The sequence below is a fragment of the Pseudomonas sp. ACM7 genome, from assembly GCF_004136015.1.
GTDB lineage: Bacteria > Pseudomonadota > Gammaproteobacteria > Pseudomonadales > Pseudomonadaceae > Aquipseudomonas > Aquipseudomonas frigoris.
Genome location: NZ_CP024866.1, coordinates 6,276,861 through 6,301,918, shown reverse-complemented (window position 1 = coordinate 6,301,918; position 25,058 = coordinate 6,276,861). Strand labels below are relative to the sequence as shown.

Annotated in this window: 25 protein-coding genes; 11 read left to right on the top strand and 14 right to left on the bottom strand. The window is 59.0% G+C overall.

Annotated features, from left to right (window positions below):
- Positions 1-56: 56 nt before the first annotated feature.
- The 3 genes from CUN63_RS30090 to CUN63_RS30080 all read right to left on the bottom strand — a co-directional run bounded on the left by CUN63_RS30090 (position 57) and on the right by CUN63_RS30080 (position 1,885).
- On the bottom strand, positions 57-845 hold the full coding sequence (locus CUN63_RS30090) for a MipA/OmpV family protein (RefSeq protein WP_129444787.1): 789 nt from the start codon (positions 843-845) through the stop codon (positions 57-59).
- A 100-nt stretch (positions 846-945) separates the two neighbouring features.
- Positions 946-1,434, bottom strand: coding sequence for a GFA family protein (locus CUN63_RS30085; protein ID WP_129444786.1), 489 nt, complete (start codon positions 1,432-1,434; stop codon positions 946-948).
- Between the two features lie 46 nt (positions 1,435-1,480).
- On the bottom strand, positions 1,481-1,885 hold the full coding sequence (locus CUN63_RS30080; RefSeq protein ID WP_129444785.1) for a PaaI family thioesterase: 405 nt from the start codon (positions 1,883-1,885) through the stop codon (positions 1,481-1,483).
- A 280-nt stretch (positions 1,886-2,165) separates the two neighbouring features.
- On the opposite strand from CUN63_RS30080, the gene CUN63_RS30075 reads away from it, so the two are divergent.
- The 3 genes from CUN63_RS30075 to CUN63_RS30065 all read left to right on the top strand — a co-directional run bounded on the left by CUN63_RS30075 (position 2,166) and on the right by CUN63_RS30065 (position 5,376).
- Positions 2,166-3,050: a LysR substrate-binding domain-containing protein gene (locus tag CUN63_RS30075; RefSeq protein WP_129444784.1), complete on the top strand. Its 885-nt coding sequence runs from the start codon at positions 2,166-2,168 to the stop codon at positions 3,048-3,050.
- Positions 3,051-3,150: 100 nt separating this feature from the next.
- Positions 3,151-4,275: an agmatine deiminase gene (gene aguA, locus CUN63_RS30070; protein WP_129444783.1), complete on the top strand. Its 1,125-nt coding sequence runs from the start codon at positions 3,151-3,153 to the stop codon at positions 4,273-4,275.
- Between the two features lie 3 nt (positions 4,276-4,278).
- The gene (locus CUN63_RS30065) at positions 4,279-5,376 is read left to right on the top strand and encodes an extracellular solute-binding protein (RefSeq protein ID WP_129444782.1); all 1,098 of its coding nucleotides are present in this window, start codon (positions 4,279-4,281) and stop codon (positions 5,374-5,376) included.
- A gap of 154 nt (positions 5,377-5,530) precedes the next feature.
- On the opposite strand, the gene CUN63_RS30060 is transcribed toward CUN63_RS30065, so the two are convergent.
- The 5 genes from CUN63_RS30060 to CUN63_RS30040 form a co-directional block, all read right to left on the bottom strand.
- On the bottom strand, positions 5,531-6,148 hold the full coding sequence (locus CUN63_RS30060; protein ID WP_129444781.1) for a DNA-3-methyladenine glycosylase: 618 nt from the start codon (positions 6,146-6,148) through the stop codon (positions 5,531-5,533).
- Between the two features lie 4 nt (positions 6,149-6,152).
- Positions 6,153-6,965, bottom strand: coding sequence for an isocitrate lyase/phosphoenolpyruvate mutase family protein (locus CUN63_RS30055; protein WP_129444780.1), 813 nt, complete (start codon positions 6,963-6,965; stop codon positions 6,153-6,155).
- 42 nt (positions 6,966-7,007) lie between these two features.
- Complete coding sequence (locus CUN63_RS30050; protein ID WP_129444779.1) at positions 7,008-8,090, bottom strand: bifunctional transcriptional activator/DNA repair enzyme AdaA; 1,083 nt, start codon at positions 8,088-8,090, stop codon at positions 7,008-7,010.
- Positions 8,091-8,170: 80 nt separating this feature from the next.
- Entirely contained in the window at positions 8,171-9,211 is a 1,041-nt protein-coding gene (locus tag CUN63_RS30045) for a DMT family transporter (protein WP_129444778.1), read from the bottom strand.
- A gap of 101 nt (positions 9,212-9,312) precedes the next feature.
- Entirely contained in the window at positions 9,313-9,933 is a 621-nt protein-coding gene (locus tag CUN63_RS30040) for a LysE family translocator (RefSeq protein ID WP_129444777.1), read from the bottom strand.
- Between the two features lie 170 nt (positions 9,934-10,103).
- On the opposite strand from CUN63_RS30040, the gene CUN63_RS30035 reads away from it, so the two are divergent.
- Entirely contained in the window at positions 10,104-10,691 is a 588-nt protein-coding gene (locus CUN63_RS30035; protein WP_129444776.1) for a LysE family translocator, read from the top strand.
- 81 nt (positions 10,692-10,772) lie between these two features.
- On the opposite strand, the gene CUN63_RS30030 is transcribed toward CUN63_RS30035, so the two are convergent.
- The 3 genes from CUN63_RS30030 to CUN63_RS30020 form a co-directional block, all read right to left on the bottom strand.
- Positions 10,773-14,516, bottom strand: a complete 3,744-nt coding sequence (locus CUN63_RS30030) for a hypothetical protein (RefSeq protein ID WP_129444775.1) — start codon at positions 14,514-14,516, stop codon at positions 10,773-10,775.
- A 248-nt stretch (positions 14,517-14,764) separates the two neighbouring features.
- Positions 14,765-15,598 (bottom strand): AraC family transcriptional regulator, encoded by an 834-nt coding sequence (locus tag CUN63_RS30025; RefSeq protein WP_129444774.1) that lies wholly within the window; start codon positions 15,596-15,598, stop codon positions 14,765-14,767.
- A 35-nt stretch (positions 15,599-15,633) separates the two neighbouring features.
- On the bottom strand, positions 15,634-16,137 hold the full coding sequence (locus CUN63_RS30020) for a VOC family protein (protein ID WP_129444773.1): 504 nt from the start codon (positions 16,135-16,137) through the stop codon (positions 15,634-15,636).
- A gap of 181 nt (positions 16,138-16,318) precedes the next feature.
- Between CUN63_RS30020 and CUN63_RS30015 the strand changes: the two genes are divergently transcribed.
- Complete coding sequence (locus CUN63_RS30015; RefSeq protein WP_129444772.1) at positions 16,319-17,677, top strand: FG-GAP repeat protein; 1,359 nt, start codon at positions 16,319-16,321, stop codon at positions 17,675-17,677.
- On the opposite strand, the gene CUN63_RS30010 is transcribed toward CUN63_RS30015, so the two are convergent.
- A complete protein-coding gene (locus tag CUN63_RS30010; RefSeq protein ID WP_256657629.1) occupies positions 17,604-18,257 on the bottom strand; it encodes a LysR family transcriptional regulator in 654 nt (217 codons plus the stop codon). The genes CUN63_RS30015 and CUN63_RS30010 overlap by 74 nt on opposite strands.
- 63 nt (positions 18,258-18,320) lie before the next feature.
- On the opposite strand from CUN63_RS30010, the gene CUN63_RS30005 reads away from it, so the two are divergent.
- The 5 genes from CUN63_RS30005 (at position 18,321) to CUN63_RS29985 (ending at position 23,392) form a co-directional block, all read left to right on the top strand.
- Positions 18,321-19,166, top strand: coding sequence for an oxidoreductase (locus tag CUN63_RS30005; RefSeq protein WP_129444771.1), 846 nt, complete (start codon positions 18,321-18,323; stop codon positions 19,164-19,166).
- A 322-nt stretch (positions 19,167-19,488) separates the two neighbouring features.
- On the top strand, positions 19,489-19,944 hold the full coding sequence (locus CUN63_RS30000; RefSeq protein WP_046048854.1) for a (2Fe-2S)-binding protein: 456 nt from the start codon (positions 19,489-19,491) through the stop codon (positions 19,942-19,944).
- Between the two features lie 25 nt (positions 19,945-19,969).
- Positions 19,970-22,138, top strand: coding sequence for a xanthine dehydrogenase family protein molybdopterin-binding subunit (locus CUN63_RS29995; protein ID WP_129444770.1), 2,169 nt, complete (start codon positions 19,970-19,972; stop codon positions 22,136-22,138).
- 1 nt (position 22,139) lies between these two features.
- Positions 22,140-22,718: a hypothetical protein gene (locus CUN63_RS29990; RefSeq protein WP_129444769.1), complete on the top strand. Its 579-nt coding sequence runs from the start codon at positions 22,140-22,142 to the stop codon at positions 22,716-22,718.
- Between the two features lie 74 nt (positions 22,719-22,792).
- Complete coding sequence (locus CUN63_RS29985; RefSeq protein ID WP_129444768.1) at positions 22,793-23,392, top strand: GGDEF domain-containing protein; 600 nt, start codon at positions 22,793-22,795, stop codon at positions 23,390-23,392.
- Here the strand turns inward: CUN63_RS29985 and CUN63_RS29980 are convergent.
- Positions 23,361-23,786 (bottom strand): VOC family protein, encoded by a 426-nt coding sequence (locus CUN63_RS29980; protein ID WP_129444767.1) that lies wholly within the window; start codon positions 23,784-23,786, stop codon positions 23,361-23,363. The genes CUN63_RS29985 and CUN63_RS29980 overlap by 32 nt on opposite strands.
- A gap of 111 nt (positions 23,787-23,897) precedes the next feature.
- On the opposite strand from CUN63_RS29980, the gene CUN63_RS29975 reads away from it, so the two are divergent.
- The gene (locus tag CUN63_RS29975) at positions 23,898-24,758 is read left to right on the top strand and encodes a LysR family transcriptional regulator (RefSeq protein ID WP_129444766.1); all 861 of its coding nucleotides are present in this window, start codon (positions 23,898-23,900) and stop codon (positions 24,756-24,758) included.
- 40 nt (positions 24,759-24,798) lie between these two features.
- On the opposite strand, the gene CUN63_RS29970 is transcribed toward CUN63_RS29975, so the two are convergent.
- Positions 24,799-25,058, bottom strand: a 260-nt coding sequence (locus tag CUN63_RS29970) for a transposase (RefSeq protein WP_256657628.1), incomplete at its 5' end; no start/stop codon positions are given.

The following is a 25,058-nucleotide window of genomic DNA, read 5'->3' as shown; positions in this document are numbered from 1 at the left end:
CATTCCCCTGTGGGAGCGAGCTTGCTCGCGATAGGGCCATCAGCAACACCGCATCGTCAAAAGGTGTATGCCACCTGCCCAGCCAACGATGTCTGCATCCGCCGCTCAACAATCGGACTGTCCGCCGCATCATTCGCCAAATACTGCACCGCCAGCACCGTCGAAACACTCCACTGATCATTGACGGGCACTGTCCAAGTCAAATCCGCCCCGCGACTCACCAGCCCGCCCTGCGTGTCATAAGCCCTGAACCGACTACGCGACGCTTGGGCATCGCTGACGCCGTACCAGGTGCGCACGTAATTACTGTCACCAAACTGGCTATTGAGGCTGCCCACGACCTTGCCATAGTCACCTTCATAAAACGGCGCGCTGATGCTCAGTTTCAACCGGTTCCAGGCCGAGCCGGTGTCATGATCGTCATCGTCTTTTTCCAATGCATGCTCAAAGCTCGCACCGAGAATAATCGGCCCCATGTGGTAAGTCCCGTCGAGCCCCAGCGCCGGGCGCGACTTGATCGAGCCCATGCCGTTCAGCTCATCCGAACCTTTGAACCCGGTCTTGCGATCCTTGCGCACATCACTGGCGCCGATGTGCACGCTGAGGCCGAAGTCGTTCTCGTCAAACGCCCAGCCCAGACCCTTTTCAGTGTCCAGGAAGAATCCGTAAGGGCTGACGATTTCACCGCCCAGCAGCGGCGCCACCACGCGTTCGTCACTGCCGCTGTAACGGGGCACGCTGGCTGCACCGGCCCGCAAGGTGTAGCGCCAGTCTTCAGCGCGCAAAGAGTCAGTGGGAATGAGCAGGCAAAGCGAAGTCAACGACAGACATAGCGAGCGAAACATGGGAGCACCCGAGGGAGTTTGGATGCGCCCATGCTAGGCGGCTGCCGGCCAGCAATCTTTGACAGCTTTGTCGGGAAACTGTCAAAGACTGTGAACCGGCTTAGCGGCTCAAACCCAGGCGCTCATGCCACTCGGCGATGGACTCTTCGGGATAAATGTCGAACTGCTGATCCCCAGGATGCGCCTCGACTGCCACCCACGTCGCCTTGGAACCGAGCATCAAGTGCGTGTGCTCCGGTGGCACCGGCAGCGGGGTGTCGATGGCAGAGGCAAACGGGTGAATCAGTTCCGGCCAGTCCGGGCTGAACAGCCACAAGCCTGAGCCACACAGAGAACAGAAGTGCCGCTCGGCGGTGCTGCTGTGGGCGCGTTTATCGCCTTCTTCCTTGAGTCGTGCGTGATAAATCGCAATGTGCTTGCGACCGCGCACCTTCAGGCTGCCGGCATCGCCACCCAGGTTGATCGAGTAGCCGCCACCGCCCTGGGTCTTGCGGCAGATCGAGCAGTAGCAACGTTGATACGGGTAGGGGTGGGCGCTGGTCAAACTGAACGACACTGCGCCGCAATGGCAGGAACCTTCGAGCTGCATGGGAACCTCCGACGGGTCTGGAACTTACCCAAGACAGCCTAGACCTTCAGCGCCCCTCGACCGGTACGAGAATCGCATCGCCGGTCGCCACCAGTTTCAGTTGATCGCCGGTTTGCGCAAACAACTCGGCGCGGGCAAACACCTGCTTCTTGCCAGCCTTCACCACCTGACCCCGAGCGATGAACACTTCGCCGATGGCGGGTGCCAGGCAGCTCACTGAAAAATGCGATGCTAGCACGTTGCCGGCGACCGTTCCGGCTGCGAATCCGCAGGCTGTGTCGAGCAGCGCGCCGATCAGTCCGGCGTGCAGGAAGCCTGCGTACTGCGCCATATCGCTCTCGCGAAAAGCCATGGTGAGCTCGGCTTCGCCGCTCTCGGCGCGAGTGACTTCGAAACCGGCCCAGCGGTTAAAGGCTGAGGTTGAGTTGATCTGTTTGAGTGTGTTGAGCATGGCGAATCCCTCCGATTGAGAGATTCAACATGCGCCGGGTTTGGGGGGAAGTCATGGTGGATAAGGGAGGGTGATGGGGCGTTGGATTTGTGGTGAATGTGCTGGCCTCATCGCGAGCAAGCTCGCTCCCACAGGGGATCTCCTGTGAACACAAACTCTGTGAACGACTTAGATCAAATGTGGGAGCGAGCTTGCTCGCGATGAACGATAACGCGGTCCCGCTGGACGCCCGCAAATGACCAAGGCAGCATGAGCGCCTTCATCACTGGGGCTGAAACTCATGCGACGACTGCCTTCTTTAGCAGCACTCAGAACCTTCGAATGCGCCGCCCGTCACGCCCATTTCGGCCGGGCAGCGGCGGAGTTGTGCGTCACCGACAGCGCGGTCAGCCATCAGATTCGACAGCTCGAAGAGCAATTGGGCGTGACGTTGTTCATCCGTGAAGGCCGGCAGATTCGCCCGACGATGGCCGCCGGGCGCCTGATGCAAAGCCTGCAGCAGGCCTTCGAACTGATCGGCGATGCCTGTGATGAACTGCGTGACCCGTCATCGCTGGCGGTGTTGCGCCTGGCGGTCACTGCCGAGCTGGCGCAAAAGTGGTTGATGAGTCGCCTGGCGGATTTTTACGCGCGCTATCCGCACATCACTTTGCACCTCTATGAACAACCGATCGACGCCACGGCGCCGGGCGAAGACATCGACCTTGCGATCACTTACGGCACCGGCCCGGTGGACAGCAGCGCGTACTTCGTCCGGCCGTTGCCGGCGTTGCAGTTCTTCCCGGTGTGCAGCCCCGGACTGTTCAACCAGGGCACGTTGAAAACCCCGAAGGATCTGGCGCGTCACTGCCTGCTGCACGACGATCAAGACGGCAAGACCTGGACCGCGTGGCTCACCAGCCATGCCGGTGATCAGCGCCCGGAACGGCAGCTGTATTTCGCCCACGCCGGTTTGGCGCTGGAAGCAGCGGCCCAAGGGCAGGGCGTGGCCATGGGCGATAACTTGACCGCGCAGGAGGATTTGCAAAGTGGTCGTCTGGTCCGGCCGTTCACCTCGAGCATGACTGCACTCGGCCAATATGCGCTGGTGTGTGAGCGGGTGCGGCTGGAGCGCCCGGCAGTGGCGCAGATGCTGGAATGGTTCAACGATCAGCTGATCGATTGATGAATTGAATTCAAGTATTCCGAAATAATCCTCGTTGGCGAGGAGGGCGCCCGCGACCGTAGCCTGTGGTTATTCCAATCCCCGCTGATGAGGTTTGACCATGGCACGTTTGCTCGACTCCACCCCCAAACTCGATGGTTTCCGTTTGCCTGGCGAATTCGAAACCAAGTCCGGTTGCTGGCTCGGCTGGCCGGAGCGCACCGATGTCTGGCGCAATGGTGCCAAGCCTGCGCAGAAAGTCTGGGTGCAGATCGTCACTGCCATCTCCCGGAGCGAACCGGTCACCGTGTGCGCGTCCGCCGCGCAGTTCGCCACCGCTCGCCGCCAATTGCCACCTCAAGTGCGGGTGGTGGAAATGACCTGCAACGACACCTGGTTTCGGGACAGTGGCCCATGCTTTGTGGTCAACGACGACAGCGGTGAGGTGCGCGGCGTGGACTTCGAGTTCAACGCATACGGCGGCCTCGATGGCGGCTTGTATTACCCGTGGGACAAGGACGACCAGATCGCCAGCAAAATCCTCGAAATTGAATGGTTCGACCGCTACCGCGCGCCGCTGATTGCCGAGCTGGGCGGTATCCAGAGTGACGGCCAGGGCAGCATTCTCACCACCGAACAATGCCTGCTCAACCGCAATCGCAACCAGCACCTGGGCAAGGACGAAGTCACCCGGCGATTGACCGATTACCTCGGCGCCGAGCAAATCATCTGGCTGCCACGGGGCTGCAAATTCGACGAAACCGACGGCCATGTCGACGATCTCGCCTGCTTCGTGCGCCCCGGTGAAGTGGTGCTGCAATGGACCGATAATCGCGATGATCCGCAATGGGAAATCTACCAGGAGGCCTACGACATTCTGCGCAGCACCCGCGACAGCCGTGGCCGCGAGCTGAAAGTGCACAAGCTGCCGCAACCGGATGTGCTGGAATGGACCGCTGAAGAAGCCGAAGGCCTGGATCAGCAAGACAGCACGCACACCCGTCAGGCCGGGACGAAAATCTGCGCGTCGTATATCAACTATTACGCCGGCAATTCCTCGATCGTGGTGCCGCTGTTTGGCGATCGCCATGATCAGGCGGCGCAAGCGACCCTCGCCGAACTGTTCCCGCAACACACAATCGTCGGTATCGAAAACTCCCGGGAAATCCTCCTCGGCGGCGGGAACGTCGCGTGCATCACCATGCCGCAGTACGCAGGCAGTGCCTGCAACAAAAAGGGAGTTTGAAAAATGGGCCTGCACAAACTGACTCACGCGTTATTGCTGGTGCTTGCACCCCTGTGTGTGCAGGCTGCCGACACCGCCAAACCGGTGGTCAATCTGTACATCTGGGGCGAGTACCTGGCCCCGGACACTCTGACCAATTTCGAGAAGAAAACCGGCATCCACGTGGTGGCCGACCACTTCGACTCCCTGGAAACCGTCGAGACCAAACTGCTCACCGGCCGCAGCGGCTACGACCTGGTGCTGACCGCCGGCCAGCATTTGTCCCGGGCGATCCAGAGCGGTGCGATTCAAGCCCTGAATCCGCAACAGCTGCCGCATTTTGCCGGTGTGGGTGATGAGTTCCGCCAGCACATGGCGGCGTTCGATCCGGGTAATCGCTACGCCGGGATCTACGCTTGGGGCACCACCGGCATCGGCTATCAGGAAGAGGCAATCAAGAAGCGCCTGCCCGACGCTCCACGGGACAGTTGGGCGATGCTGTTCGACCCGGCGGTGGTGTCGAAATTTGCCGATTGCGGGGTGAGTTTGCTCAACGATCCCAACGAGGTTTTCGCCGCGGTCATGAAGTACATGGGGCTGGACATCAACCGTCAGAACCTCGATGACCTGAAACGGGCTGAACAGCAACTGGCGAAGATTCGGCCATACATCCGCTACTTCGACAATGACCTGAACATCAGCGACCTCGCCAATGGCAACACCTGCGTCGCGATGTCGTGGAACGGCAATGTGGCCATCGCCGCGGGACAGGCCGAGGCTGCGAACAAGCCGTTCACGCTGAGTTATCGGATTCCGAAGGAGGGCACGTTGATCTGGTTCGACGCGATGGTCATTCCCAAGGATGCGCCGCACCCGCAAGCGGGGCTGGCGTTGATGGATTATCTGATGACGCCGGAGGTGATTGCGCCGATCACTGACGCCATCCACTACGCCAACGCGATTACGGCGGCGGACGGCTTGATTGATCCGGCGATTCGCAATGACCCGGGGACGTATCCGTCGGCTGAGGTGAGGGCTTCGTTGTATAGCAAGAATGACAATGGCAAGGCGTTCAATCGGGCTTTGATTCGGGCGTTTAGTCGGTTGAAGTCGGGGTTATGACTGGCCTTGGATGATGTGTTGAATGTGCTGACGCCTTCGCGAGCAAGCCCGCTCCCACAGGTTATGCGTCGAGCACAGATGTTGCGTACACAAAGAACCTTGTGGGAGCGGCGGTGCGACGATTCGACTTGCCCGCGAAGAACGATAACGCGGTCTACTTGCCAGTCATCCGCCACAAATACCAGGACGCCACCGTCCGGTATGGACTCCACGCCAACCCGATCTCAATCATCTGCTTGCGATTGGGCTGCGCCTCCAACCCCTTCATCCGCCGATATCCCTCACGCACCCCGAAATCATCGGCGGGCAAGATATCCGGCCGTTCCAGGCTGTAAATCAGCAACATCTCAACCGTCCAGCGCCCAACCCCACGTAGCGTAATCAACCGCTCGATCAGCGCCTCATCATCCATGGCCAGTGCCGTGGCGTAATCCGGCACCACACCGTCCAGCGCCGCTTGGGCAATGCCCTGAATGGTCGCGATCTTGCTGGCGGAAAAGCCGCAACTGCGCAGTTGATCGAAGTCGGTCGCCAGAATCTGTTCAGGCCTCGGGAACGCGCCCGTCCCAAACAACGCCAGCAACCGACCGACAATCGCATCCCCGGCCTTCGCATGCAGTTGCTGGTAGGCAATCGCCCGCACCAGCGACTCATAAGGATCGCGAGCCGCATGGGGCTGATGCAGGCAAGGGCCGATGGCGGCGATGTGGCGGCGCCAGTCCTCATCGATGGACGATAGAAACTCGGTGGCGGGCAGATAGGCGTCGGGCATGGGGTCAAGCTTTCCCGGACGGTGCCAACAGGGCGTTCACTTCGCCATAGGTGAAGGCCTTCAGATCACGGCTGTCGAGTGTCCCTGTTTCCAGAAAGCTCTTGGCCAGTGCGCTCATGGCGCCATAAAGAAACTCGGCGATGCGGGAACCCGCGCTCAAACGGCTTACGCCGAGCGCTTTCAGCTCATCAGGCGATGGCAGTCCGGGGAGCCCGAGCACGTTCACCGGCAGCGTGGTGCCCTGGCACAGCGCAGCGATTTCGTACTCAGCCGTGACGCCAGCCGCGAACAAACCATCGGCACCGGCCGCCTGATACAACGCGGCGCGCCTGAGCGTCTCTGCCACGCGATCTTCGGCGGGCACCAGGCTCTTGAGGTACACATCAGTCCGGGCGTTGATGAACAGCTTCACATTTCGGCGACTGGCAACCTGCCGAGCGATTTCGATCTTGCGCACCAGCAGCTCGGGCGGGGACGCACCGTCCTCGATATTGATCCCGACGGCCCCGGCGGCAATCACCGCATCGATGAGGTCGGCCACCCGCGTCAGGTCATCGGAATAACCGGCCTCGATGTCCACGGTCAGCGGCACCGAGATCACCCGGGCGATGGACTCGACCGTTGAAATCAGGCGCTCAAGGGGCAGGGCGTTGCCGTCCGGATAACCGTGAGCCCAGGCCACCGCCGCGCTGCTGGTGGCTACGGCTTTGCTGCCCAGTTGCTCCACGATTCGCGCGCCGGCGGCATCGGCGACGTTGGTGAGAATCAGCAGGCCGTCCTGGTGCAACTGGTGAAATTGGTTGTCGAGCGTGTCCATCGAATGTCCTTCCTTATGACTATTTGAGAAACCTGTAAATGATCAGAATACGAGTTGTTGCGTGATCTGCACCGCCGCTTTTTCCAGCCTTAGCAAGAACGCCTTGCGCGGTTGTCCTCCACCATAGCCGGTCAGCGAGCCGTCTGCGCCGATCACCCGGTGACAGGGCACGACAATCGAAAGACGGTTATGCCCGTTGGCCAGGCCCACGGCGCGACTGGCACCGGGCTTGCCCAATAACGCCGCAATGGCGCCGTAGGTGCTGGTCTGGCCGTACGGGATCTTCGCCAGTTCGGCCCAGACCTGTCGGGCGAAATCGCTGCCAGGCAAGTGTAGTGGAACGTTGAAGTCAGTGAGTTTGCCGGCGAAATACTGCGTCAGTTCGACTTCAATCTGCTGCAAATGCGCGTTATGTCCTGGCGCGACCGCATAACCGTATCGATTCTGCAATTCTTCGACTTCCTTGGTCAGCGCTGGCCGATCAAGAAACTCCAGCAGCACCAGCCCGCGTCGTTCGGCCATGGCGATCATCGGCCCCAGCGGTGTGGTCAGGCGAGTGAACAGCAGTGGCTCGCTGTTGGCGGCGCGGCCGGGCGTGATGTTGAAGGACTTTTGAAACGCATCGCGAAACCCGCTCAGGGATTCGTAGCCCGAATCAAACGCCGCGTTGTCGATGGAGTCGCCCTGTTTGATCCCGCCCAACGCCATGCCCAGGCGTCGGGTGCGCAGCCAGGCGTGAAAGGTCATGCCGAAATGCTGCTTGAACCAGCGGCGCAGTTTCAACGGTTCGATGCCTTCGGCCAGCAACTGGGCATCGGTCCAGCGCTGCTCGGCGTCGGCGTCCACCGATTTGAGCAGCTTCTGCACCCAGTCCGGTGCGATGGCCGCCGCGTCCAGTGGTTTGCAGCGCAGACAGGCGCGATAGCCCGCGGACATGCACTCATCGGCATGGGCGAAGAACTCGACGTTCTCCGGTTTCGGCTTGCGCGCCGTGCAACTGGGGCGACAGAAGATGCCAGTGGTTTTGACCGCGGTAAAGAACACCCCCTCGTAGGCGGTGTCTCGTTCGAGCATGGCGCGAACCATCTCGGCGTGGGGCGGAAGCAAAGCGTTTTGTAGGTTCATGAGGTGAGCATAAGACGCGTCGCCCAACGCCTCCACCGGAAAATCGACAGAGAATTCCAGTCATTCGTCATGAGGATTGTTTAATGCTTATGTCGGTGATGGATGTCCGGAAAATGCGGATGGCTGTGGCGCAGCGGCGTGTGTTGATGTTCGTGACTGTGGGGCTCGGTACCGTCCCACTGGAACGAATGTTCATGTTGATGGTGCTCGTCATGCACGTGGCGATGACCATGCTTGAGCGCCTCATGTTGATGCTCATGGGCATGATTTTCCTTGAGGTGAATCCATACCCCAAGGCCCATCAACAGTGAAGCGGCCCAAAACGTCAGCGTGACGGGTTCACCCAGCAGCAAGATGGCGATTGCCGCGCCGAGGAAAGGTGCCGTGGAAAAGTAGGCGCCGGTACGTGCAGTGCCCAGGCCTCGGAGCGCCAGAACGAACAACACCAGGCTGATGCCATACCCCAGGAAACCAACGATCAACGTCGGCCCCAGCACCGTCATGTGTGGCAGTGTTGCGCCGAGCAACAGCGCCAGAGAACAGTTCACCGCCCCGGCGACCAACCCCTTGATGCCGGCAATAAACAGCGCATCCGAGGCCGACACCTTGCGCGTCAGGTTGTTGTCGATCGCCCAGCAGACGCAGGCCAGCGCTACCGCCAACGGTCCGATCCAGCCCTGTGACTGCGCTGGGTTCTGGGGCCAGGCCAGTAGTAAGCCACCGGCGACGATTGCCAGCATTCCGGCGACGATGCGTCGGTCAGCGTTCTCCTTGAATACCACCCAGGCCAGCACGGCGGTCAATACCGATTCGAGGTTGAGCATCAGCGAGGCCGTGGCGCCGGAGGTCAGGGTCAAACCGAACATCAGCGCCACCGGCCCGAGCACGCCGCCAAAAGCGATGGCACCGATCAGCCAGGGCCACTCCGACGATTTCAGGCCGCTGGGCTGCCAGCCCCGGTCGCGCAACAGTCTGACGAGCGTCAGGCCCAGGCCGCTGCCCAGGTACAACAACCCGGCCAAAAGGATCGGCGAAAGGTTCAGGCCCAGCAACTTGGCCAATGGCGTACTCGCGCCAAAAAGAGCGGCAGCGCCAAGGGCGTAGACAACGTTCAGGTTCATTGAGGGCCTGTGGTGAGTGGGGTGTGGCCAAGTAGTACACAAATTTCGTGTTCAACAACCATCTACTGTGGGACCAAGCTCCCACATTGGACATCAGGTGTTCAAGCCCGTCGCGCCATCAGCAACACCGAAGCCGCCGCCGACAACAATCCGGCGCAGCAACGATTGAATATCCGCTTGCCCCGAGGTTCGGCGAACCAGCGGCGCATGTGCAGGCCCATGTAGGCGTAGGCGCCGATGGCGATCCATTCCAGCATCAGGAACAACGCGCCCAACACGGCGAATTGCGGCGATACGGCGTGGGTCGAGTCGACGAACTGGGGCAGGAACGCGGTGAAGATCAGGATCGCTTTCGGATTACCGGCCGCCACCAGGAATTCCTGCCGCGCCAACGCCAGCATCCCCACCGGCGCGCCCGCTACCACGTTTTCCGCCCCGGGGTCCGCGCGCCACAATTGCCAGGCGAGGTAGAGCAGATACGCCGCCCCCAGAATCTTGATCCCGTAGAACAATAACTCCGACGTTTGCAGCACCACCGCAAGCCCCGCCGACGCGAGGGCGATCATGCCGGCGAACGCGAGCAGCCGACCGATCCCTGCGACACAGGCGGTGCGATAGCCGTAGCGGGTCGAGTTGCTGACCGACAACAGGTTGTTCGGCCCGGGCGCCATGTTCAAGGCGAAGCAGGCCGGCAGAAACAGGGTGAGGGTGGCGAGGTCCATGACGGGGCTCCAAAAGCAGGAGCGGTATTTTTATCACAGGCCTGGGGTGGCTTGACCCATACAGTGACGGACGTCGGTCGCGGTACAGCTGAGGGGTGTTTTGTTCAATACAGCCGTCAGGTCGCTCTTTACCTTGAGGCCTCGTTCAACTGAATTGAAGAAGGTCTGTGATGAGTCTGATTATCTCGATGGCGGCGTTTGCACTGGTGGCCTCGATAACCCCAGGGCCAGTGAACATCGTGGCGTTGAGTTCCGGCGCGCAGTTTGGTTTTCGCGCCAGTCAACGGCATGTAGCCGGGGCGACGCTGGGTTTCGTCGTGTTGTTGGTGTTGATGGGATTAGGGCTGCATGAAGTGTTGCAGCGATGGCCAGCGCTGGCGCAGATGGTGCAATGGGCGGGTGTGGCGTTCCTGTTGTACATGGCCTTCAAGTTGGCCGCCGACAATGGGCATCTGGATGCGAAGGAGTCAGGCCGGGCGCCGTCGATGCTGTATGGCGCGGTCATGCAATGGCTCAACCCGAAAGCCTGGCTGGCGTGCGTGGCCGGCATGGGCGCTTTTGTGGCGGATGGCGAGGCGCGGCTGGTCTGGCAATTCGCGGCCATTTATCTGGTGGTCTGCTATGCGTCGGTGGCGTGTTGGGTCTATGTCGGGACCTTCTTGCGCGAGTACTTGAACAACGCCAAGGGACTGCGGTTGTTCAACAGGACAATGGCCTTGTTATTAGCCGTCTGTGCCGTGTATCTGGTGTATGCCTAGAGTCAGTCGCCAGGCCGGAAGATGCCGCGCCCCTTCAGACAGGGGCGCGGTGTCAGCGACGAGGAGGAAGCACGTTGACCGTCAATTCAAACCGCTTAACGCGTTTTCCGTTGGGCGGTCCAGCGCATTGAATCGGCCCTTCCTTAGTTCTGTAATCGCATAGATGGCACGTGCGGTACGGCCATTGCCGTCCGAGAAAGCGTGATAGCCGAGGAAAGATCCAAACAGGTGTTTGCCAAAGTGTTCGTGTGCCGGATCCAATTTGGCCATGTGGCCCTCCAGCATTGCAGTACCTGAGATGTTGGACGGGTAGCGAACATCCGGGCGAGGGCTGCGGTACTTATCGATTGCGTTGGGTGCAACACGTCGATGCAGTTCGTTGTAAATCGCGGGATCGGTCAAGGGCTTGTTGCTGGCGGCGTATTCAAGGAGCAAGGTCCGGATGGCGTTTGTTTCATTCTCGGAGTTCGATGCATTCAGAATCCAGGCGGTTGCTCGTTCCGTGTTGTCAGTCAAACCGTGAGGATTGAACCGTGATTCATCCAGTACGCCGTGGTAAGGCGCCTTGCCCAGATTCTTGGTCAGCAATTCTTGCTGGTGGGCCTGCATGGCTACCAGGTTCTTGTATTCCACGCGTAAGGTGTCCTGGAGAACTTCCGGCAAAACAGTGACGTCCTTGAACTGGTGAAGATTGTCCAGATAAAAGGTTTGCGCATGCCGACGTGTCAACGTATCGACCACTTTCGAATCCAGAATCTTGCGGATTTCGTGAGCGCTGTCGGACTTTAGTGCGATCTCGGCCAAGGAGATTTCCATCAGGTGCTGAAGCTCCTGTTCAGGAATGTGTTGGAGGAGTTTCTTGTCATTGTCGTACAGGTGCTTGAGCACGTGCTCGGCGGTTTCGATGCTGTCATTTTTGAAAATCGCTCGCCCGTGACCCACCGCGTCCAGTGTCATGCGCAACTCTGACGCCGCGCCGGAATGATTAACTGCTTTGAGCAAGTCATAGCTGCTTGTGCCAGTCAGTCGGAGCAATTGCTTACGTGCAAAGTGAGGTGCGGATTGGACACTGAGCTTCGCCAGGCTCCTGCCAATCAGCTTTCCACCGCCCTTTAGCAGTTGAGGAACGCCGCCCAGAGGGTTAAAGAGCCCGATGACCGTCCGTGCCGCGATCCGGGAGGCAGAAAGCAGTTTTGTGACCAGGGTTGCGCCTTTTGTGACGCCAGCGACAATTTTCAATGGCGCGGCGACCAGCGAGATCGCGATCAGCGCCGCCTCCATGACGCAACCGGCAATGGCGCCTTTCTGTCTGGAGGGAACACCCGAAGAGAGTTCTTCTATGCACTCCTTGAATGGGATGATCAGATTGAGAATGACATTGAACACTTTGTCAGTTTTTTCAATGGCCAGCTCACGGTCTGTCTGGTCAAAGCCGATCTGGCTCAGCTCTTCTTTATTAATATACGGATTGTGTTCAGCAATCAGGTTACTGACGTCTTCTATCCGCCTGGAATTAAAGTACTGCACCGGATTGGACGCGGTTGTGTCATGGGCCGACGTCCCGAATTCTCCAATTTTAGTGAGCACTACCGAGGCATTCTTATCGCCGCGCGGCGTGATGTTTTTAACGTAAGCCTCAAAGTCGATGGGCGCGTCCAAGAGCAGTTTGCTATCAACAAACTTTCCTCCTACTGGATCGGAAATCAGGTGATAGGAAAATCGGTTCTTGAAAACCTGGTTGAAGCGGCAATCCAGTCTTAGTGGAAACAGTTCATAACAACGAATCAATGGTCCTTTCACAGCACAGAGGATGACGCCGTAGCGTCCCGGATCTGCTTTCGGTTCGGGCAGGGGGTACAACTCGGCAATTGGGTTTAATGCAGAAATGAAAGGTTTCAATGTGCTGACGATGTTCTTGGGAATGTCTTTTTTTATCTGGTATATCGCCAATCGGCCATGTTCGATGAACGACCTGTCTGATTGATGCAGTTGCGACAGTGCGTACCGAATATTGGTCGACAGCGCGGTAGTGATGCCATTGTAATGAGCGTGAATTGCCTCCTCATACAAATCATTAGCGGGGTACAAGTCTTTCAATCCGGTGAACTCTCGATAAATATCCTTTCCTCTGATTCGCCCCCAGTCGGTGGTATGAAGTTCATCGCCCATGTACAGATCCAGTACCGACACCTTCCGCCCTGCGCCGCCTCCATTGCCACGATGCTTTACCAGCAATTCGTTAGGGTTGCAGCGAGGTATTTTTGATGTCAGTTCCTTCAACGCAATAGCTCTGCGGCTGGGAATTGGCGTGTTGACGTCGCTCACGGCGCGGGTCAAAGCCGTGACATACCGGTCGTATTCTTGGACGGCGCGCAGGACTGTTTTCTGGCTCAGGCTACCGTCAGCGTCCCGTTCGACAAGCTCATTCATCAGTGCCCATGTCACAACCGGATCGAGGTTGTTCGTGGTATGCAACGACGCCAGTTGTGGCATTAAACCCGGGACCAGGCTGAAGCCGAGCAGGTGTTCATAGGACATTAACCGGGAAGTGCCGGGGGCGACGGCCTCAACCAGGTGCACCGCCTGGCTAAAGACTACCCAACCCGGGGTGCCCACTTGTAGTTCAGGCGGTAGGTCACGGATCAGGAATTGCGGCGCCATGCCCGCCAGAATCCATTGCGCCATCAGTGGAGCGAGCATCTGATGTAGCTGGAAATGATTGGCCAGATGCTTTTCCAGTTCCAGTCGCACTACTCCAGGCTTTTGTTGCAAGAAGCGTTTGGCGTAAAAGTCGAAGCCTGCGAAGGAGGTGTTGGTGCTGTCGATTTCAGGATCGAGATCGAGCAACATGGCAGCAATCAGCAGTTGATCGATGAACTGTTGAGATGCCTTTTCTCCGTTCCCTTCACCGAACCAACCCAGCGCAATGAGGTAGTTTTGTCCCTGATTGCAGGATTGTCGGGCGATTTCCAGCAGCCTTTGCATTCGGTATTCAATGCTGGTGGGTAGCATTTCTGATCCGACGTTTTCTCTGATCAGCCTGGCGCCAATCTGTTTGATCAGGAAGGGGGCATCGTCTTTCAGCTGTCGGGTTTGCTGATCAATGATTGAGCGGGTAGTTTCAGTCAACCTGAACGGTGAATCTTCGGGAGTGTCCAGAAGTTGCCAGTAATTTTCCAATGGTGGACTTGCGGGAAGATTCGCGAAATTAAGCACGTCGATCAGCTGTTGGGTGTCCTCTTTAGTGCCTGGCTGCGGCAAACCATGGAACTGAAGCCATTGGTCAATCGAGATCCGCCCGTTTGAGGTAATTGCCCCTCCAGCCTGTCTGGCCAAATTGGCCAGCAGTTTCAGGTCGTCGACGATTCCGGGTATGGCGGCTTTGGCGTGGGGGGTAATACTGACTCTTCTAAAAAAGACATTAATCTCGGTTGAGTCAATGTCAGGGGTTGCGCCCCGACTCACCTTCTCTTCAACGGCCCAGAGTTCTCCATTTTTATCGACATGAAAGGCATAGTCTTCCGGTATACCGCTTTTAATCCTCATCTTCATGAAATCAGCTTGCCGGGTCAGGCGCAGTAGAAAAATCGTCCCCGCACGCTGAACTTCATCAAGGCTCGAGCCGGTCACAGATCTACCCCCAAGGTGACTCCATGTGTTGTCGAGTCTGCTCAACGAGTGCTCGTCATCAATAACATTCATAAGGGCTTTTCTTACTTCCTGTAACTGACGTTCATTGCGCGAGGCTACGGGTGCATCGATAGGTGTGTGCATAAGATAACTTCCATGTTTTTTATCGAATTGATGCAAGTGCAGATCTTTCAAGGTAGCGGTCTGTTCTCTATAAGCTGTAGTTGGTAGTTTCAGGTTAAAGGGAAGTGAGAAATATTATTATCAGGTCTATATGTCGGTGTGTTTCGTCATTGGCCGATAGTTGTGCTGGCATCATGACTAATGACGCTGCGCGACCGATAAATAGCGGTGCGAGAGGAGGTGTTGTGATTTGCGGGAATAATATTACCGTTTATTTCCGCGGCGGAGTGTTGTGTAATATATACAGCCAAACTTTCACTTCAGCGTTGATACTGCCCAGGCGTTGCCGCCAGATGCTGTTTGAACGCACGCTGAAAATGCGCCTGATCGGCAAACCCGGCTTCGAGCGCCACATCGGCGATCAGCTTGCCGCTGCGCAGTTGATCGCGGGCGAACTGGATACGCCGGTTGACCAGAAAGGCGTGGGGCGTCATGCCGTAATGCTGCTTGAACGCACGAATCAGGTAGGACGGCGATAGCTGAGCCGCCTCGCAAATGTCTTCGAGCTTGAGCAGGTGCGTGCAGTTGTCGCGGATGTAATCGGCCGCCCGTTCCAGTTTGAAATTGGGCTCTCGCAGCGGTTGATCGATCGGGTTGAGCCGCTGCTGCACGTCGGTGAAAAACTCCACGGCCGCGCTTTGTTTGCGCAACACGTCTTGCTGCGCATCGACCAGCACGTCGTACAAACCCTTCAGGCCGGCATACAGATCACTGTCGTGAGTGTGGGTGATGGAAAACCGGCGAAACGCCAGGTCCTGGCTGAAACCGAGCTGATGCTGCAAATCGGTCAGCCAGGGGGTTTCGACGTACAGCATCAGGTACGACCACGGCTGGTCATCGATGGGATTGCAGGCGTGGACATCACCGGGATTCATCAGCACCACGGTGCCGGCACTGACCTGAAACTCCGATTGCTCGTGGTGGTAGGTACTGCGTCCGGCCGTGATCGCGCCGATGGAAAAGTGCTCGTGGGAATGCCGGGTGTAGCAGACCTCGCGGCCGTCGGCGATGGAGCGGGCTTCAATGAAGGGCAGGGCGTCGTCGCGCCAGAAGCGCGGGGCTTTGTCAGCGTCTTTGGCAACGGCGGGCTTCATGGTCAGCGTCCTCGGCAGGTCAGCGTCGAAGTGTATTAGCTCTCGCCGTCAAAGGCTCGTTGCAGTGCAGCGATGTCGAGTTTTTTCATCTGCAACATCGCCGTCATGGCGCGTTGTGATTTCGCCGTGTCGGGGTCTTTCATCATGTCCATCAGGGCCACCGGTACGATCTGCCAGGACACGCCGAATTTGTCCTTGAGCCAGCCGCATTGCTGGGCCTCAACGGGACCGCCCGCGGACAGACGTCCCCAGAAGTGGTCGACTTCTTCCTGAGTATGGCAATTGACCTGAAATGAAACCGCTTCATTGAACTTGAAGATGGGACCGCCGTTGAGGCCGGTAAAACTCTGTCCGTCCAGTTCGAAACTGACCGTCATCACCGAACCTTCGGGCCTGCCGTGAATCTCCTGACCGGCCTTGCCGTAGTGGGTGGTGGCGCTGATTTTCGAATGATCGAAGATCGCACAGTAGAACTTCGCGGCCTCCTCGGCCTGGTTGTCGAACCACAGGCAGGGCGTGAGTTTTTGAACGCGGTGCATGGTGTAGCTCCTCTACGGATTTCTCAAGCTGGACTTTCAGCGTAGTCAGCCTCGGGTCGTCTGGCCGTACCGTAGATCGACAAGTTGAAAGAGTTTCCTATGTCGACGGAATCAACAATGTCGGCATGACCCGATAGCCGCTAGACTGCGGACCTGGTTTGCCGCAAGGACGCTCAGCATCATGGTTATTCCTCGTGTATTGGCTGTTTCCTGTCTGCTGACCGCCGCTGCGGTGAGTGCCGAACCGCTGACGTATCACCTCACTGACCCCGCGAAGAAATACGTCATCGACGTGCTGTTTGCACAGCCGCCCGCCCAGACTTTCGACGGCGCTCCTGCGCTGATTACGTTGCGCGAAAGGGCCGGCGGGCAGGTGCTGCAGCGCATCGAGTCAGCCGAAGCTTTCGCCCTGTTCAAGCCAGGCCGCAAAGCTTCGGAGTTCGACCGCAACCTGGCGTATTCCGATCAAAGTCTGCTGTTGTTCGGCGATTTCAATTTCGACGGGCAGCAAGATCTTGCCGTACGCAATGGCAATGATGCGGGCTATGGTGGTCCTTCCTACGACATCTATCTGTTCGACCCCGAGCGCCCGACGCTCGTGTTGAGCAAGCCTTTTTCCGCACTGACCCGTGACGCAAATCTGGGCATGTTCGAGATCGACCCGGTCACCAAGCGCCTGCATACCCAGTCCAAAAGCGGTTGCTGCTGGCGCCAGAGCGCGACTTGGCAAATACAGGACAACCGGCCTGTGAAGGTGGCCGAGAAAACAGAGGTGGTGCAAAAGCCGTCGGAAGCCAACCCGTTCATGCCTTCTGGCTATGTGGACGTTACCGATCGTGAACTGAAATCCGGCCAGTGGACGGAGCGTCGTCGTCTCGAGGGTCCCGTCGGTGAAGCGCCCGTCATGTTGCGTGGCACCCTGGATGACAAGATCCCCGTTGAGCTGTGGTGGCAACTTCAGGGTGATGTCTATGTTGGCGAAGTTCGCTACAGCAAGACCGGCAGCGGTAAACCGATCCGGCTGGTGGGCAATACCTACGAAGAGGGTGGAATCGTTCTGCGTGAACTGGACGACGACGGTCAGATGATCGGCAACTGGTTCGTCGAAGGCACGCCGAACGAGCAGGGCCGCCAAACCGGCACGTGGATCAACGGTTCCCGTCAATTAAGCATCGATGTGCGGCCGACTGCGTTCAAGGTCGCCTCGCAAAAGCTTGAGCGGGTTGCTGACAGTCAGCGAGAAGGGCGCTACCTCGTGAGCAATGTCCAGGACCAGCGTGTCGGCGAGTTGACCCTCAAAGTATTACCGGGAATCGACAGCGGCCCCGAGATGGCGGACATCAACCTGAGCATTTTTCAGCTCAAGGATCCGCCTGTTGAAGTCCATCATCAGTATCCGCTGCTCGCCGGCAACCTTGTCATTGCACTGGATCCTGAGGGCGATCCGCTGTTTCGCCTGCAGTTGCTCAACGGCGCCGCAGAAGTGACTGGTTTTGGTGAGTATCAGAAGTACAGCGCGGCTTACGTGAAACAACCTTGATGCGTCTTCTGGCGCAGCATCGGCTGGGCAAAGGTTTGGTCGGCGCCGTGGTCTGAAGGCGACGGTTCAGCGGCGGCCCAGGACTCCTTTTTCGAATCCCGGCATCGAAGCCGCCGGCCATCAGGTCAACCGTGGCGTCGTCCAGGGAAATATCGAGAGTGACTTGCGGATAGGCCGAGCGAAACAGCGGAATTAGCGGCTCCATCAACAAGGCCCCGGACAATCGCGGTGCCGTGAGTCGCAGCGTGCCCATGGGCTGATCACGGAAACCGCTGAGCACCGCCAGGGATTCATTGATTTCACTGGCCGCCGGACGCAAGCGGGAAAACAGGCTGGCGCCGGCTTCGGTCAGCGCCGCTCGGCGCGTGGTGCGCTGAAACAGCAACACGCCGGTGCGTCGTTCCAGCAGTTTGATCGCATGGCTGACGGCGGTGGGCGTGACGGCTAGCCGAGTCGCGGCCAGGGTGAAACTTTTGTGCTCGGCGACGGCGAGAAACTCGGTCAAACCATCAAACGGGTCGTGATTCATATCGGCGCCATTATGAAAGAGCGTTTCATAGTGCTTGTAACACGAGGGCATTTTTCCAACCAATGTTCCTGCGTACCTTGTGCTGACCCCAACTGCCTACAAGGATTCGCGATCATGACCACTTCCCAAAACTTCAAACGTGTCTGGCTCATCACCGGTGCTTCTCGCGGTATCGGCGCCAAGATCGCTGCCGCCGCGCTGGCCAATGGCGACGCCGTGGTCGCCACTGCCCGTGACGCCAGCAGCATCACCCAGCGTTTTGGCGAGCAGCCAGGTTTGCTGGTCGCCACCCTTGATGTGACCAACGAAGCCCAAGGCGTTGCGGTTGCCAAGTCGGCCATCGACCACTTCGGGCGCATCGACGTGCTGGTCAACAATGCCGGCTTCGGCGTGCTCGGTGCGGTGGAAGAAGCCAGCGCCGATGAAGTGCGACGTGTGTACGAAACCAACGTCTTCGGCTTGTTGAATGTCACGCGCGCCGTCCTGCCGCACATGCGCGCCGCTCGCCGTGGACATGTGATCAATCTCTCATCGGTGGGCGGCTACAGGTCAGGGCCGGGTTTCGGTGTCTACTGCTCGACCAAATTTTCCGTCGAAGGCTTGAGCGAGGCGCTGCACGCCGAGTTGGCCCCGCTGGGCATCAACGTGACCATTGTCGAGCCGGGCTACTTCCGTACCGAGTTCCTCGAAGGCAATTCGCTGGTCGAATCCCCGGCTTCGATTGCCGACTACGACAGCACGGCGGGTGAGGTGCGCAAGATTGCCAAGGCCGTGACCCTGAATCAGCCTGGCGATCCGGACAAGCTCGCCCAAGCCATGATCACCCTGGTGCAAGCGCAAAAAGCACCGCTGCGCTTACCGCTGGGCAGCGACTGTGTCGCAGCGATCGAAGCCAAGAACGCCTTCGTCGCTGAGGAGTTACAGACGTGGCGTGAGCTGTCGGTGTCCACCGACTTCTAAGCCCCAACACGGTCCGTAGCAGCTGCCGAGCCTGCGAGGCTGCGTTCGGCGACGGAGTCGTCGTAAACCCTGCAAACGCAGTTTTCCTGACACACCGCAGAGCCTGACTTCACGACGACTCCGTCGCCGAACGCAGCCTCGCGGGCTCGGCAGCTGCTACACAGAGTGAGTTACTTCAGTCTTCTTTGTGTGACCGGTGGTCGATGAACCCGTCTCGCCCGGTAATTTGCGCTTAGCTGAAGGGATAACCCGAGGCGCGCGTAGGCTCTGCACCGCCACAGCGACGCCCCTTCAGAACACCGTGAGTCTGAGGAAAATCGCAATGCTGACCCTCAACATCAATGGCAAGGACCAGGCGCTGGATGTCCCCGCAGACATGCCGCTCCTGTGGGTCCTGCGCGATGTCGCGCACCTGACCGGCACCAAATTCGGTTGCGGCATCGCCCAGTGTGGCGCCTGCACCGTGCACGTCGACGGCGCACCACTGCGCTCCTGCATCACCCCCGCCACAGCGGTGGCCCACGGGCAAAAAATCCTCACCATCGAAGGCCTGTCCACCGACGGTTCGCATCCGGTGCAACAAGCCTGGGCCGAACTCGATGTGGTCCAGTGCGGTTACTGCCAGTCCGGGCAGATCATGTCTGCCGCCGCGTTGCTGGCGAAAATTCCCAAACCCACCGACAGCGACATTGATCAGGCGCTGTCCGGCAACATTTGCCGCTGCGGCACCTACCCACGGATCCGCGCAGCGGTCAAACGCGCTGCCGAGATCGGTTGATGCCACGTTGACGGGAGCCCGAACAATGAACAGCCTCAATCCTCTGTCACGCCGCGGTTTCCTCAAGGGCAGCGCGGTGCTGGGCGGTGGTCTGGTGGTGGCGTTTGTCATCCCCGGTGGCCATCGCTTTGCGATCGGCGCCGAGAATCAAGGCAATGTTTTCGCGCCCAATGCGTTTTTACGGATCGGCAATGACAACAGCGTCACTATGCTGCTCGGCCATTCGGAAATGGGCCAGGGCATCTGGACCGGCCTGACCATGTTGATCGCCGAAGAACTGGACGCCGACTGGTCGAAGATCCGCGTCGAACATGCACCGGCTTCGGCCGCCGAGTATGGCCTGGCCGGGTTTGGCGGGATGCAAATCACTGGCGGGTCCACCTCGACCTGGATGGAGTTCGACCGCTACCGTCAGGCCGGTGCAGCGGCACGTTTGATGTTGATCGATGCGGCGGCGAAACGCTTCAACGTTGCGCCCTCCGAAATTCGCACCGAATCGGGTGTGGTGATTGCCGGCGATCAAAGCGCCACCTACGGCGAACTGGCCGATGACGCCGGCAAGCTGCCGGCGCCGGATCCGGCGTCGATCAAGCTCAAGGAGTCCAAGGACTGGAAAATCATTGGCAAACCGACCAAGCGCCTGGACACCCCGGAGAAAATCACCGGCCGCGCCAAGTTCGGCATGGACGTGCAGTTCGACGGCCTGATGACCGCCATGGTCGCGCGCTCGCCGGTGTTCGGTGGCAGCGTCAAATCCTTCGAAGGCGCCGAAGCGCTGGCGATTCCGGGCGTGCACAAAGTGGTGCAGGTGCCCACCGGGGTGGCGGTGATTGCCGACCATTACTGGGCGGCGAAGCTGGGGCGCGATGCGTTGAAGATTGATTGGGATCTGGGCCCGAACACCGGGCTCGACAGTCAGAAGCTGCTGGAAAGCTTCCGCAAACTCGCCGCCACTCCTGGCATGTCGGCCAGTCAGGCCGGTGATGTCGCGGCGGGTCTGGGTAAAGCAGCGAAGACCATCGACGTCGAGTACAGCGTGCCATACCTGGCCCACGCACCGATGGAACCGCTCAACTGCACGGTGAAAATCACCCAGGACAAATGCGAAATCTGGACCGGCACCCAGTTCCAGACGCTGGATCAAATGGTCGCCGGGAAAATCACCGGGCTCAAACCCGAGCAGGTGGAGATTCACACCGAGTTTCTGGGTGGCGGTTTCGGTCGCCGGGCCAATCCGACCTCGGACTTTGTTGCAGAAGCCGTGGAAGTCGCCAAGGCAGCAGGCGCGCCGGTAAAAACCGTCTGGTCCCGGGAGGACGACATTCGCGGTGGGTACTATCGCTCGGCGTTCCTCCATCAGGCCCGTATCGGCCTCGATGCCGGCGGCCTGCCGATCGCCTGGAAGCATGTGATGGTCGGGCAGTCGATCATGGCGGGCACGTCATTCGAGGCGACCATGGTCAAAAATGGCATCGATAAGACGTCTGTCGAAGGGGTCGCCGACAGTCCTTATCTTGAGGGACTGGCGAATCACCAGGTTGATTTGCATTCTCCGCAAACCGGCATCCGCGTGCTCTGGCTGCGTTCGGTGGGGCACACCCACACCGCGTTCGTGATGGAGTCGCTGATCGACGAACTGGCAGAGGCGGCCGGCAAGGATCCGGTCGAGTACCGGCGAACCTTGCTCAAGGACCATCCGCGGCATCTTGGCGTGCTGAACCTGGCCGTCGAGAAAGCCAACTGGAAGGCGCCACTGCCGGACGGCCATGCGTTGGGTGTCGCGGTGCATGAGTCTTTCGGCAGCTATGTTGCCCAAGTGGCCGAGGTGTCCCAGGACAACCTGGCGATCCGCGTCCATCGGGTGGTGTGTGCGGTGGATTGCGGCATTGCGGTCAACCCGATGAGCATCGCGGCGCAAATGGAATCGGCCATCACCTTCGGCCTCGGATTTACCTTGCACAGCAAACTGACCTTCAAGAACGGGCAAGTGGTGCAATCCAATTACCACGACTATCAAGTGCTGCGGCTCAACGAAATGCCGGTGGTGGAAGTGCATATCGTGCCCAGCAGCGACAAACCCGGTGGCATCGGCGAGGCCGGTGTGCCGCCCACGGCGCCGGCAGTGGCTAACGCGGTGTTCGCCCTGACCGGCCAACGCTTGCGCGAACTGCCGCTGCAACTGTCGGGGGTGTGAGATGAGACGACATTTGATTCTTGGCGCGGTGGTGTTGATCGGCCTGGTCGGCTACGCCGAGGACCTGTTTGCTGACGATAAGGAAGCCATCAAGGCGTTCGATACCGTGCAAAAGGTCTTTCAGAGCCCGCGGTGCCAGAACTGCCATATTCCCGGCGATTCGCCGTTGCAGTTCGACGCCGGGATTCCTCACGCAATGAATGTCGTGCGGGGCATGGACGGCAAGGGCGCGGCGGGTTTGCCCTGCGCTACCTGCCACGCCGAGAGTAATCCGCCGGCCAGTTACGGCGCTCATGCACCGCCAGGGGCGCCGCACTGGAGCTTGCCGCCAGCCGCGCACAAAATGGCCTGGATCGGTCTGCCGGCCGACCAGTTGTGCGCAATGATCAAGGACCGTTCCAGCAATGGCGACCGCGATTTCGCCGCGCTGATCAAGCATGTCAGCGACGACAAACTGGTGCTTTGGGGCTGGAATCCAGGTCAGGGAAGGGTGCCGGTCCCGGTGCCGCACGACATTTTCGTCACCCAGTTCAAGCGTTGGGCTGACGCGGGAGGGCCATGTCCGGTCGTGGGTAGTTGACCGGCGGTCCGTTAACAGGGAGCCAAACCGGGTATGGACGACTCTAAGAAATATACCCGCCAATGGAGTGAGTAATGCTGATCCCAGGCAAACCGGTAAAACCAGGCGCGTGCGCCGACCCGTTGCGCACGCCACTGCAGGAGCGCGAGCTGCTGCGTGACTTGGCCCGCAAGGCCGAGGAGGCGTTGATGGGCGTGCAGATGGCGAGCATGGACGAGTTGACGCTGCTCTCCAACCGACACGGTTTTACAGCGCTGGCCCAACAAGGGCTGGATGTCTGCCAACAGCTGAAAAAGCCAGCGACGCTGCTGCTTTTCAATATTGATGACTTCAAACACATCAACTATCTCTATGGTCGTGCCGAGGGCGACAACGCCCTGAAAACCTTCGCTGATGTGCTGCGTATTGCCTTTCGCGAGAGCGATGTGATCGGCCGTTTGGGCAGCGACAAATTCGTTGCGTTGCTGACCGGCTCAAGCGTCGTGGAGATTCCCGCGATCAGGGTGCGACTCGAAGAAATACTCGAACAGCGCAATGCCACGGTGCATCGCGGTTATGACATCCGCTTCAGCATCGGACAACTCGAGTGCAACCCTCAGGTCCCCGGCTCGATTGAGGAGCTGCTGGCACAAGCCGACGTATTCACTTGGCAAACAATTGACCTACGTCCTTGAATGCCTTGAACTCAAGCGCGTTGCCGCACGGATCGAAGAGAAACATCGTCGCTTGTTCACCTACCAATCCCTGAAAGCGAATGCCCGGTTCGATCACGAATCGGGTGTCGAGGGCTTTCAGGCGTTCGGCCAGCGCCTCCCATTCCGCCATCCCCAACACCACACCAAAATGCGGCACCGGCACGTCATGACCGTCGACAGCATTGGTGTGCGCAGCTTCTTGCGAGGCGTTTTTCGGCGCCAGGTGAATGACCAGTTGATGGCCGAAAAAATTGAAATCGACCCAATGATCGCTTGAGCGACCTTCTTCCAGGCCGAACACTTCGCCATAAAAATTCCGCGCGGCAGTCAGGTCGTAGACCGGGATGGCCAAGTGAAAAGGGGAGAGTTGCATCGGATGTGCCTCGGCTGTCTGGATTCAGATTGAGTTTAGCCCTGTGCTTTTTGATTAAAAGACGATAATTTTTGCATCGAGCTCAAATTATTTCGATGAATCGAGAACGCTATGCTGCGGGAACTGAAAACCTTCATTGCGGTGACGCGCTACGGCACTTTTGCCGCGGCCGGGATGCACATCGGCCTGACCCAGTCGGCCGTCAGCGCGCAGATTCGCAATCTGGAACAGGCCCTGGGTATTCGCTTGTTCGACCGCACCGGGCGTCAGGCGCTGCTCAATGCCGCGGGCCAGCGCGCATTGCCGATGGCCAGGGAAATGCTCGAGACTTTCAGCCGCATGGCGGTGAGCGATGATGTCAGCGAGTATCGCGGCGAGTTGAAAATAGGTGCGGTGGCCACGGCCCAGACCGGACTGCTGCCCCAGGCGTTGCTTCGACTGAGGCAACAGGCGCCGTTGCTGGAACCGAAACTGGTGCCCGGTGTGTCGCTGAACCTGTTAAGTCAGGTGGACACCGGTGAGGTGGATCTGGCGATCCTGATCAAGCCGCCGTTCGAGTTACCCAAAGAACTGTCAGCGCAGCTCATCCGCAAGGAACCGTTTGTATTGATCGTGCCAGCGGACGTTGAAGGCGATGCGCCGTTGCAGATCCTCGCGAGCCATCCGCATGTGCGCTACGACCGCAACTCGTTCGGCGGAAGATTGGTGACCCGGTTTTTGCGTGAGCAGCAGATTGATGTGCAGGTGGCTTTGGAGCTGGATGAGCTGGAGGCGATCGTGAAGATGGTTGAATGCGGGTTGGGGGTGTCGCTGCTACCCAAGGCGGGGCTCTGGCTTGAGCATGGGGCGAAGGTTCGGATCATCCCGTTGGGGGCGTTGACGTTCTACCGGGAGATCGTCCTGTTGCAGCGCTATAGCCAGCGAACACAGCCGATCCAGCAGCTGTTTGCGAAATGTCTGGGCGCCCAATAACCCTGTGGGAGATTCTATGTTGCAGGGCAACCCCGCAACTTCAGGCCGGCTGGTATTTGCTCTGATTTTTCATCAGGGCAAATGCCACCCGGCAGAGTTTCCGGGCAAGGGCCACCAATGCCTGGGTTTTCGAGAAGCCTCTTGCCAAATATGACTCGTAAAACGGTTTCCATTTAGCTGAGCGACAGGCTGCCATTGCGGCGTTGTAAGCCAACCGGCGTACTTCCGGATCCCCTTTTTTGGTCAGGTGCCGGGGGCCGTTCTTCTTCCCGGAGTCATCAACCGTAAGGTCCATCCCTA

What these genes read in the sequence shown, in the direction of transcription:
- CUN63_RS30090 (WP_129444787.1), bottom strand. Translation starts at nt 845, where the DNA reads ATGTTTCGCTCGCTATGTCTGTCGTTGACTTCGCTTTGCCTGCTCATT.
- CUN63_RS30085 (WP_129444786.1), bottom strand. Translation starts at nt 1,434, where the DNA reads ATGCAGCTCGAAGGTTCCTGCCATTGCGGCGCAGTGTCGTTCAGTTTG.
- CUN63_RS30080 (WP_129444785.1), bottom strand. Translation starts at nt 1,885, where the DNA reads ATGCTCAACACACTCAAACAGATCAACTCAACCTCAGCCTTTAACCGC.
- CUN63_RS30075 (WP_129444784.1), top strand. Translation starts at nt 2,166, where the DNA reads ATGCGACGACTGCCTTCTTTAGCAGCACTCAGAACCTTCGAATGCGCC.
- aguA (WP_129444783.1), top strand. Translation starts at nt 3,151, where the DNA reads ATGGCACGTTTGCTCGACTCCACCCCCAAACTCGATGGTTTCCGTTTG.
- CUN63_RS30065 (WP_129444782.1), top strand. Translation starts at nt 4,279, where the DNA reads ATGGGCCTGCACAAACTGACTCACGCGTTATTGCTGGTGCTTGCACCC.
- CUN63_RS30060 (WP_129444781.1), bottom strand. Translation starts at nt 6,148, where the DNA reads ATGCCCGACGCCTATCTGCCCGCCACCGAGTTTCTATCGTCCATCGAT.
- CUN63_RS30055 (WP_129444780.1), bottom strand. Translation starts at nt 6,965, where the DNA reads ATGGACACGCTCGACAACCAATTTCACCAGTTGCACCAGGACGGCCTG.
- CUN63_RS30050 (WP_129444779.1), bottom strand. Translation starts at nt 8,090, where the DNA reads ATGAACCTACAAAACGCTTTGCTTCCGCCCCACGCCGAGATGGTTCGC.
- CUN63_RS30045 (WP_129444778.1), bottom strand. Translation starts at nt 9,211, where the DNA reads ATGAACCTGAACGTTGTCTACGCCCTTGGCGCTGCCGCTCTTTTTGGC.
- CUN63_RS30040 (WP_129444777.1), bottom strand. Translation starts at nt 9,933, where the DNA reads ATGGACCTCGCCACCCTCACCCTGTTTCTGCCGGCCTGCTTCGCCTTG.
- CUN63_RS30035 (WP_129444776.1), top strand. Translation starts at nt 10,104, where the DNA reads ATGAGTCTGATTATCTCGATGGCGGCGTTTGCACTGGTGGCCTCGATA.
- CUN63_RS30025 (WP_129444774.1), bottom strand. Translation starts at nt 15,598, where the DNA reads ATGAAGCCCGCCGTTGCCAAAGACGCTGACAAAGCCCCGCGCTTCTGG.
- CUN63_RS30020 (WP_129444773.1), bottom strand. Translation starts at nt 16,137, where the DNA reads ATGCACCGCGTTCAAAAACTCACGCCCTGCCTGTGGTTCGACAACCAG.
- CUN63_RS30015 (WP_129444772.1), top strand. Translation starts at nt 16,319, where the DNA reads ATGGTTATTCCTCGTGTATTGGCTGTTTCCTGTCTGCTGACCGCCGCT.
- CUN63_RS30010 (WP_256657629.1), bottom strand. Translation starts at nt 18,257, where the DNA reads ATGCCCTCGTGTTACAAGCACTATGAAACGCTCTTTCATAATGGCGCC.
- CUN63_RS30005 (WP_129444771.1), top strand. Translation starts at nt 18,321, where the DNA reads ATGACCACTTCCCAAAACTTCAAACGTGTCTGGCTCATCACCGGTGCT.
- CUN63_RS30000 (WP_046048854.1), top strand. Translation starts at nt 19,489, where the DNA reads ATGCTGACCCTCAACATCAATGGCAAGGACCAGGCGCTGGATGTCCCC.
- CUN63_RS29995 (WP_129444770.1), top strand. Translation starts at nt 19,970, where the DNA reads ATGAACAGCCTCAATCCTCTGTCACGCCGCGGTTTCCTCAAGGGCAGC.
- CUN63_RS29990 (WP_129444769.1), top strand. Translation starts at nt 22,140, where the DNA reads ATGAGACGACATTTGATTCTTGGCGCGGTGGTGTTGATCGGCCTGGTC.
- CUN63_RS29985 (WP_129444768.1), top strand. Translation starts at nt 22,793, where the DNA reads ATGCTGATCCCAGGCAAACCGGTAAAACCAGGCGCGTGCGCCGACCCG.
- CUN63_RS29980 (WP_129444767.1), bottom strand. Translation starts at nt 23,786, where the DNA reads ATGCAACTCTCCCCTTTTCACTTGGCCATCCCGGTCTACGACCTGACT.
- CUN63_RS29975 (WP_129444766.1), top strand. Translation starts at nt 23,898, where the DNA reads ATGCTGCGGGAACTGAAAACCTTCATTGCGGTGACGCGCTACGGCACT.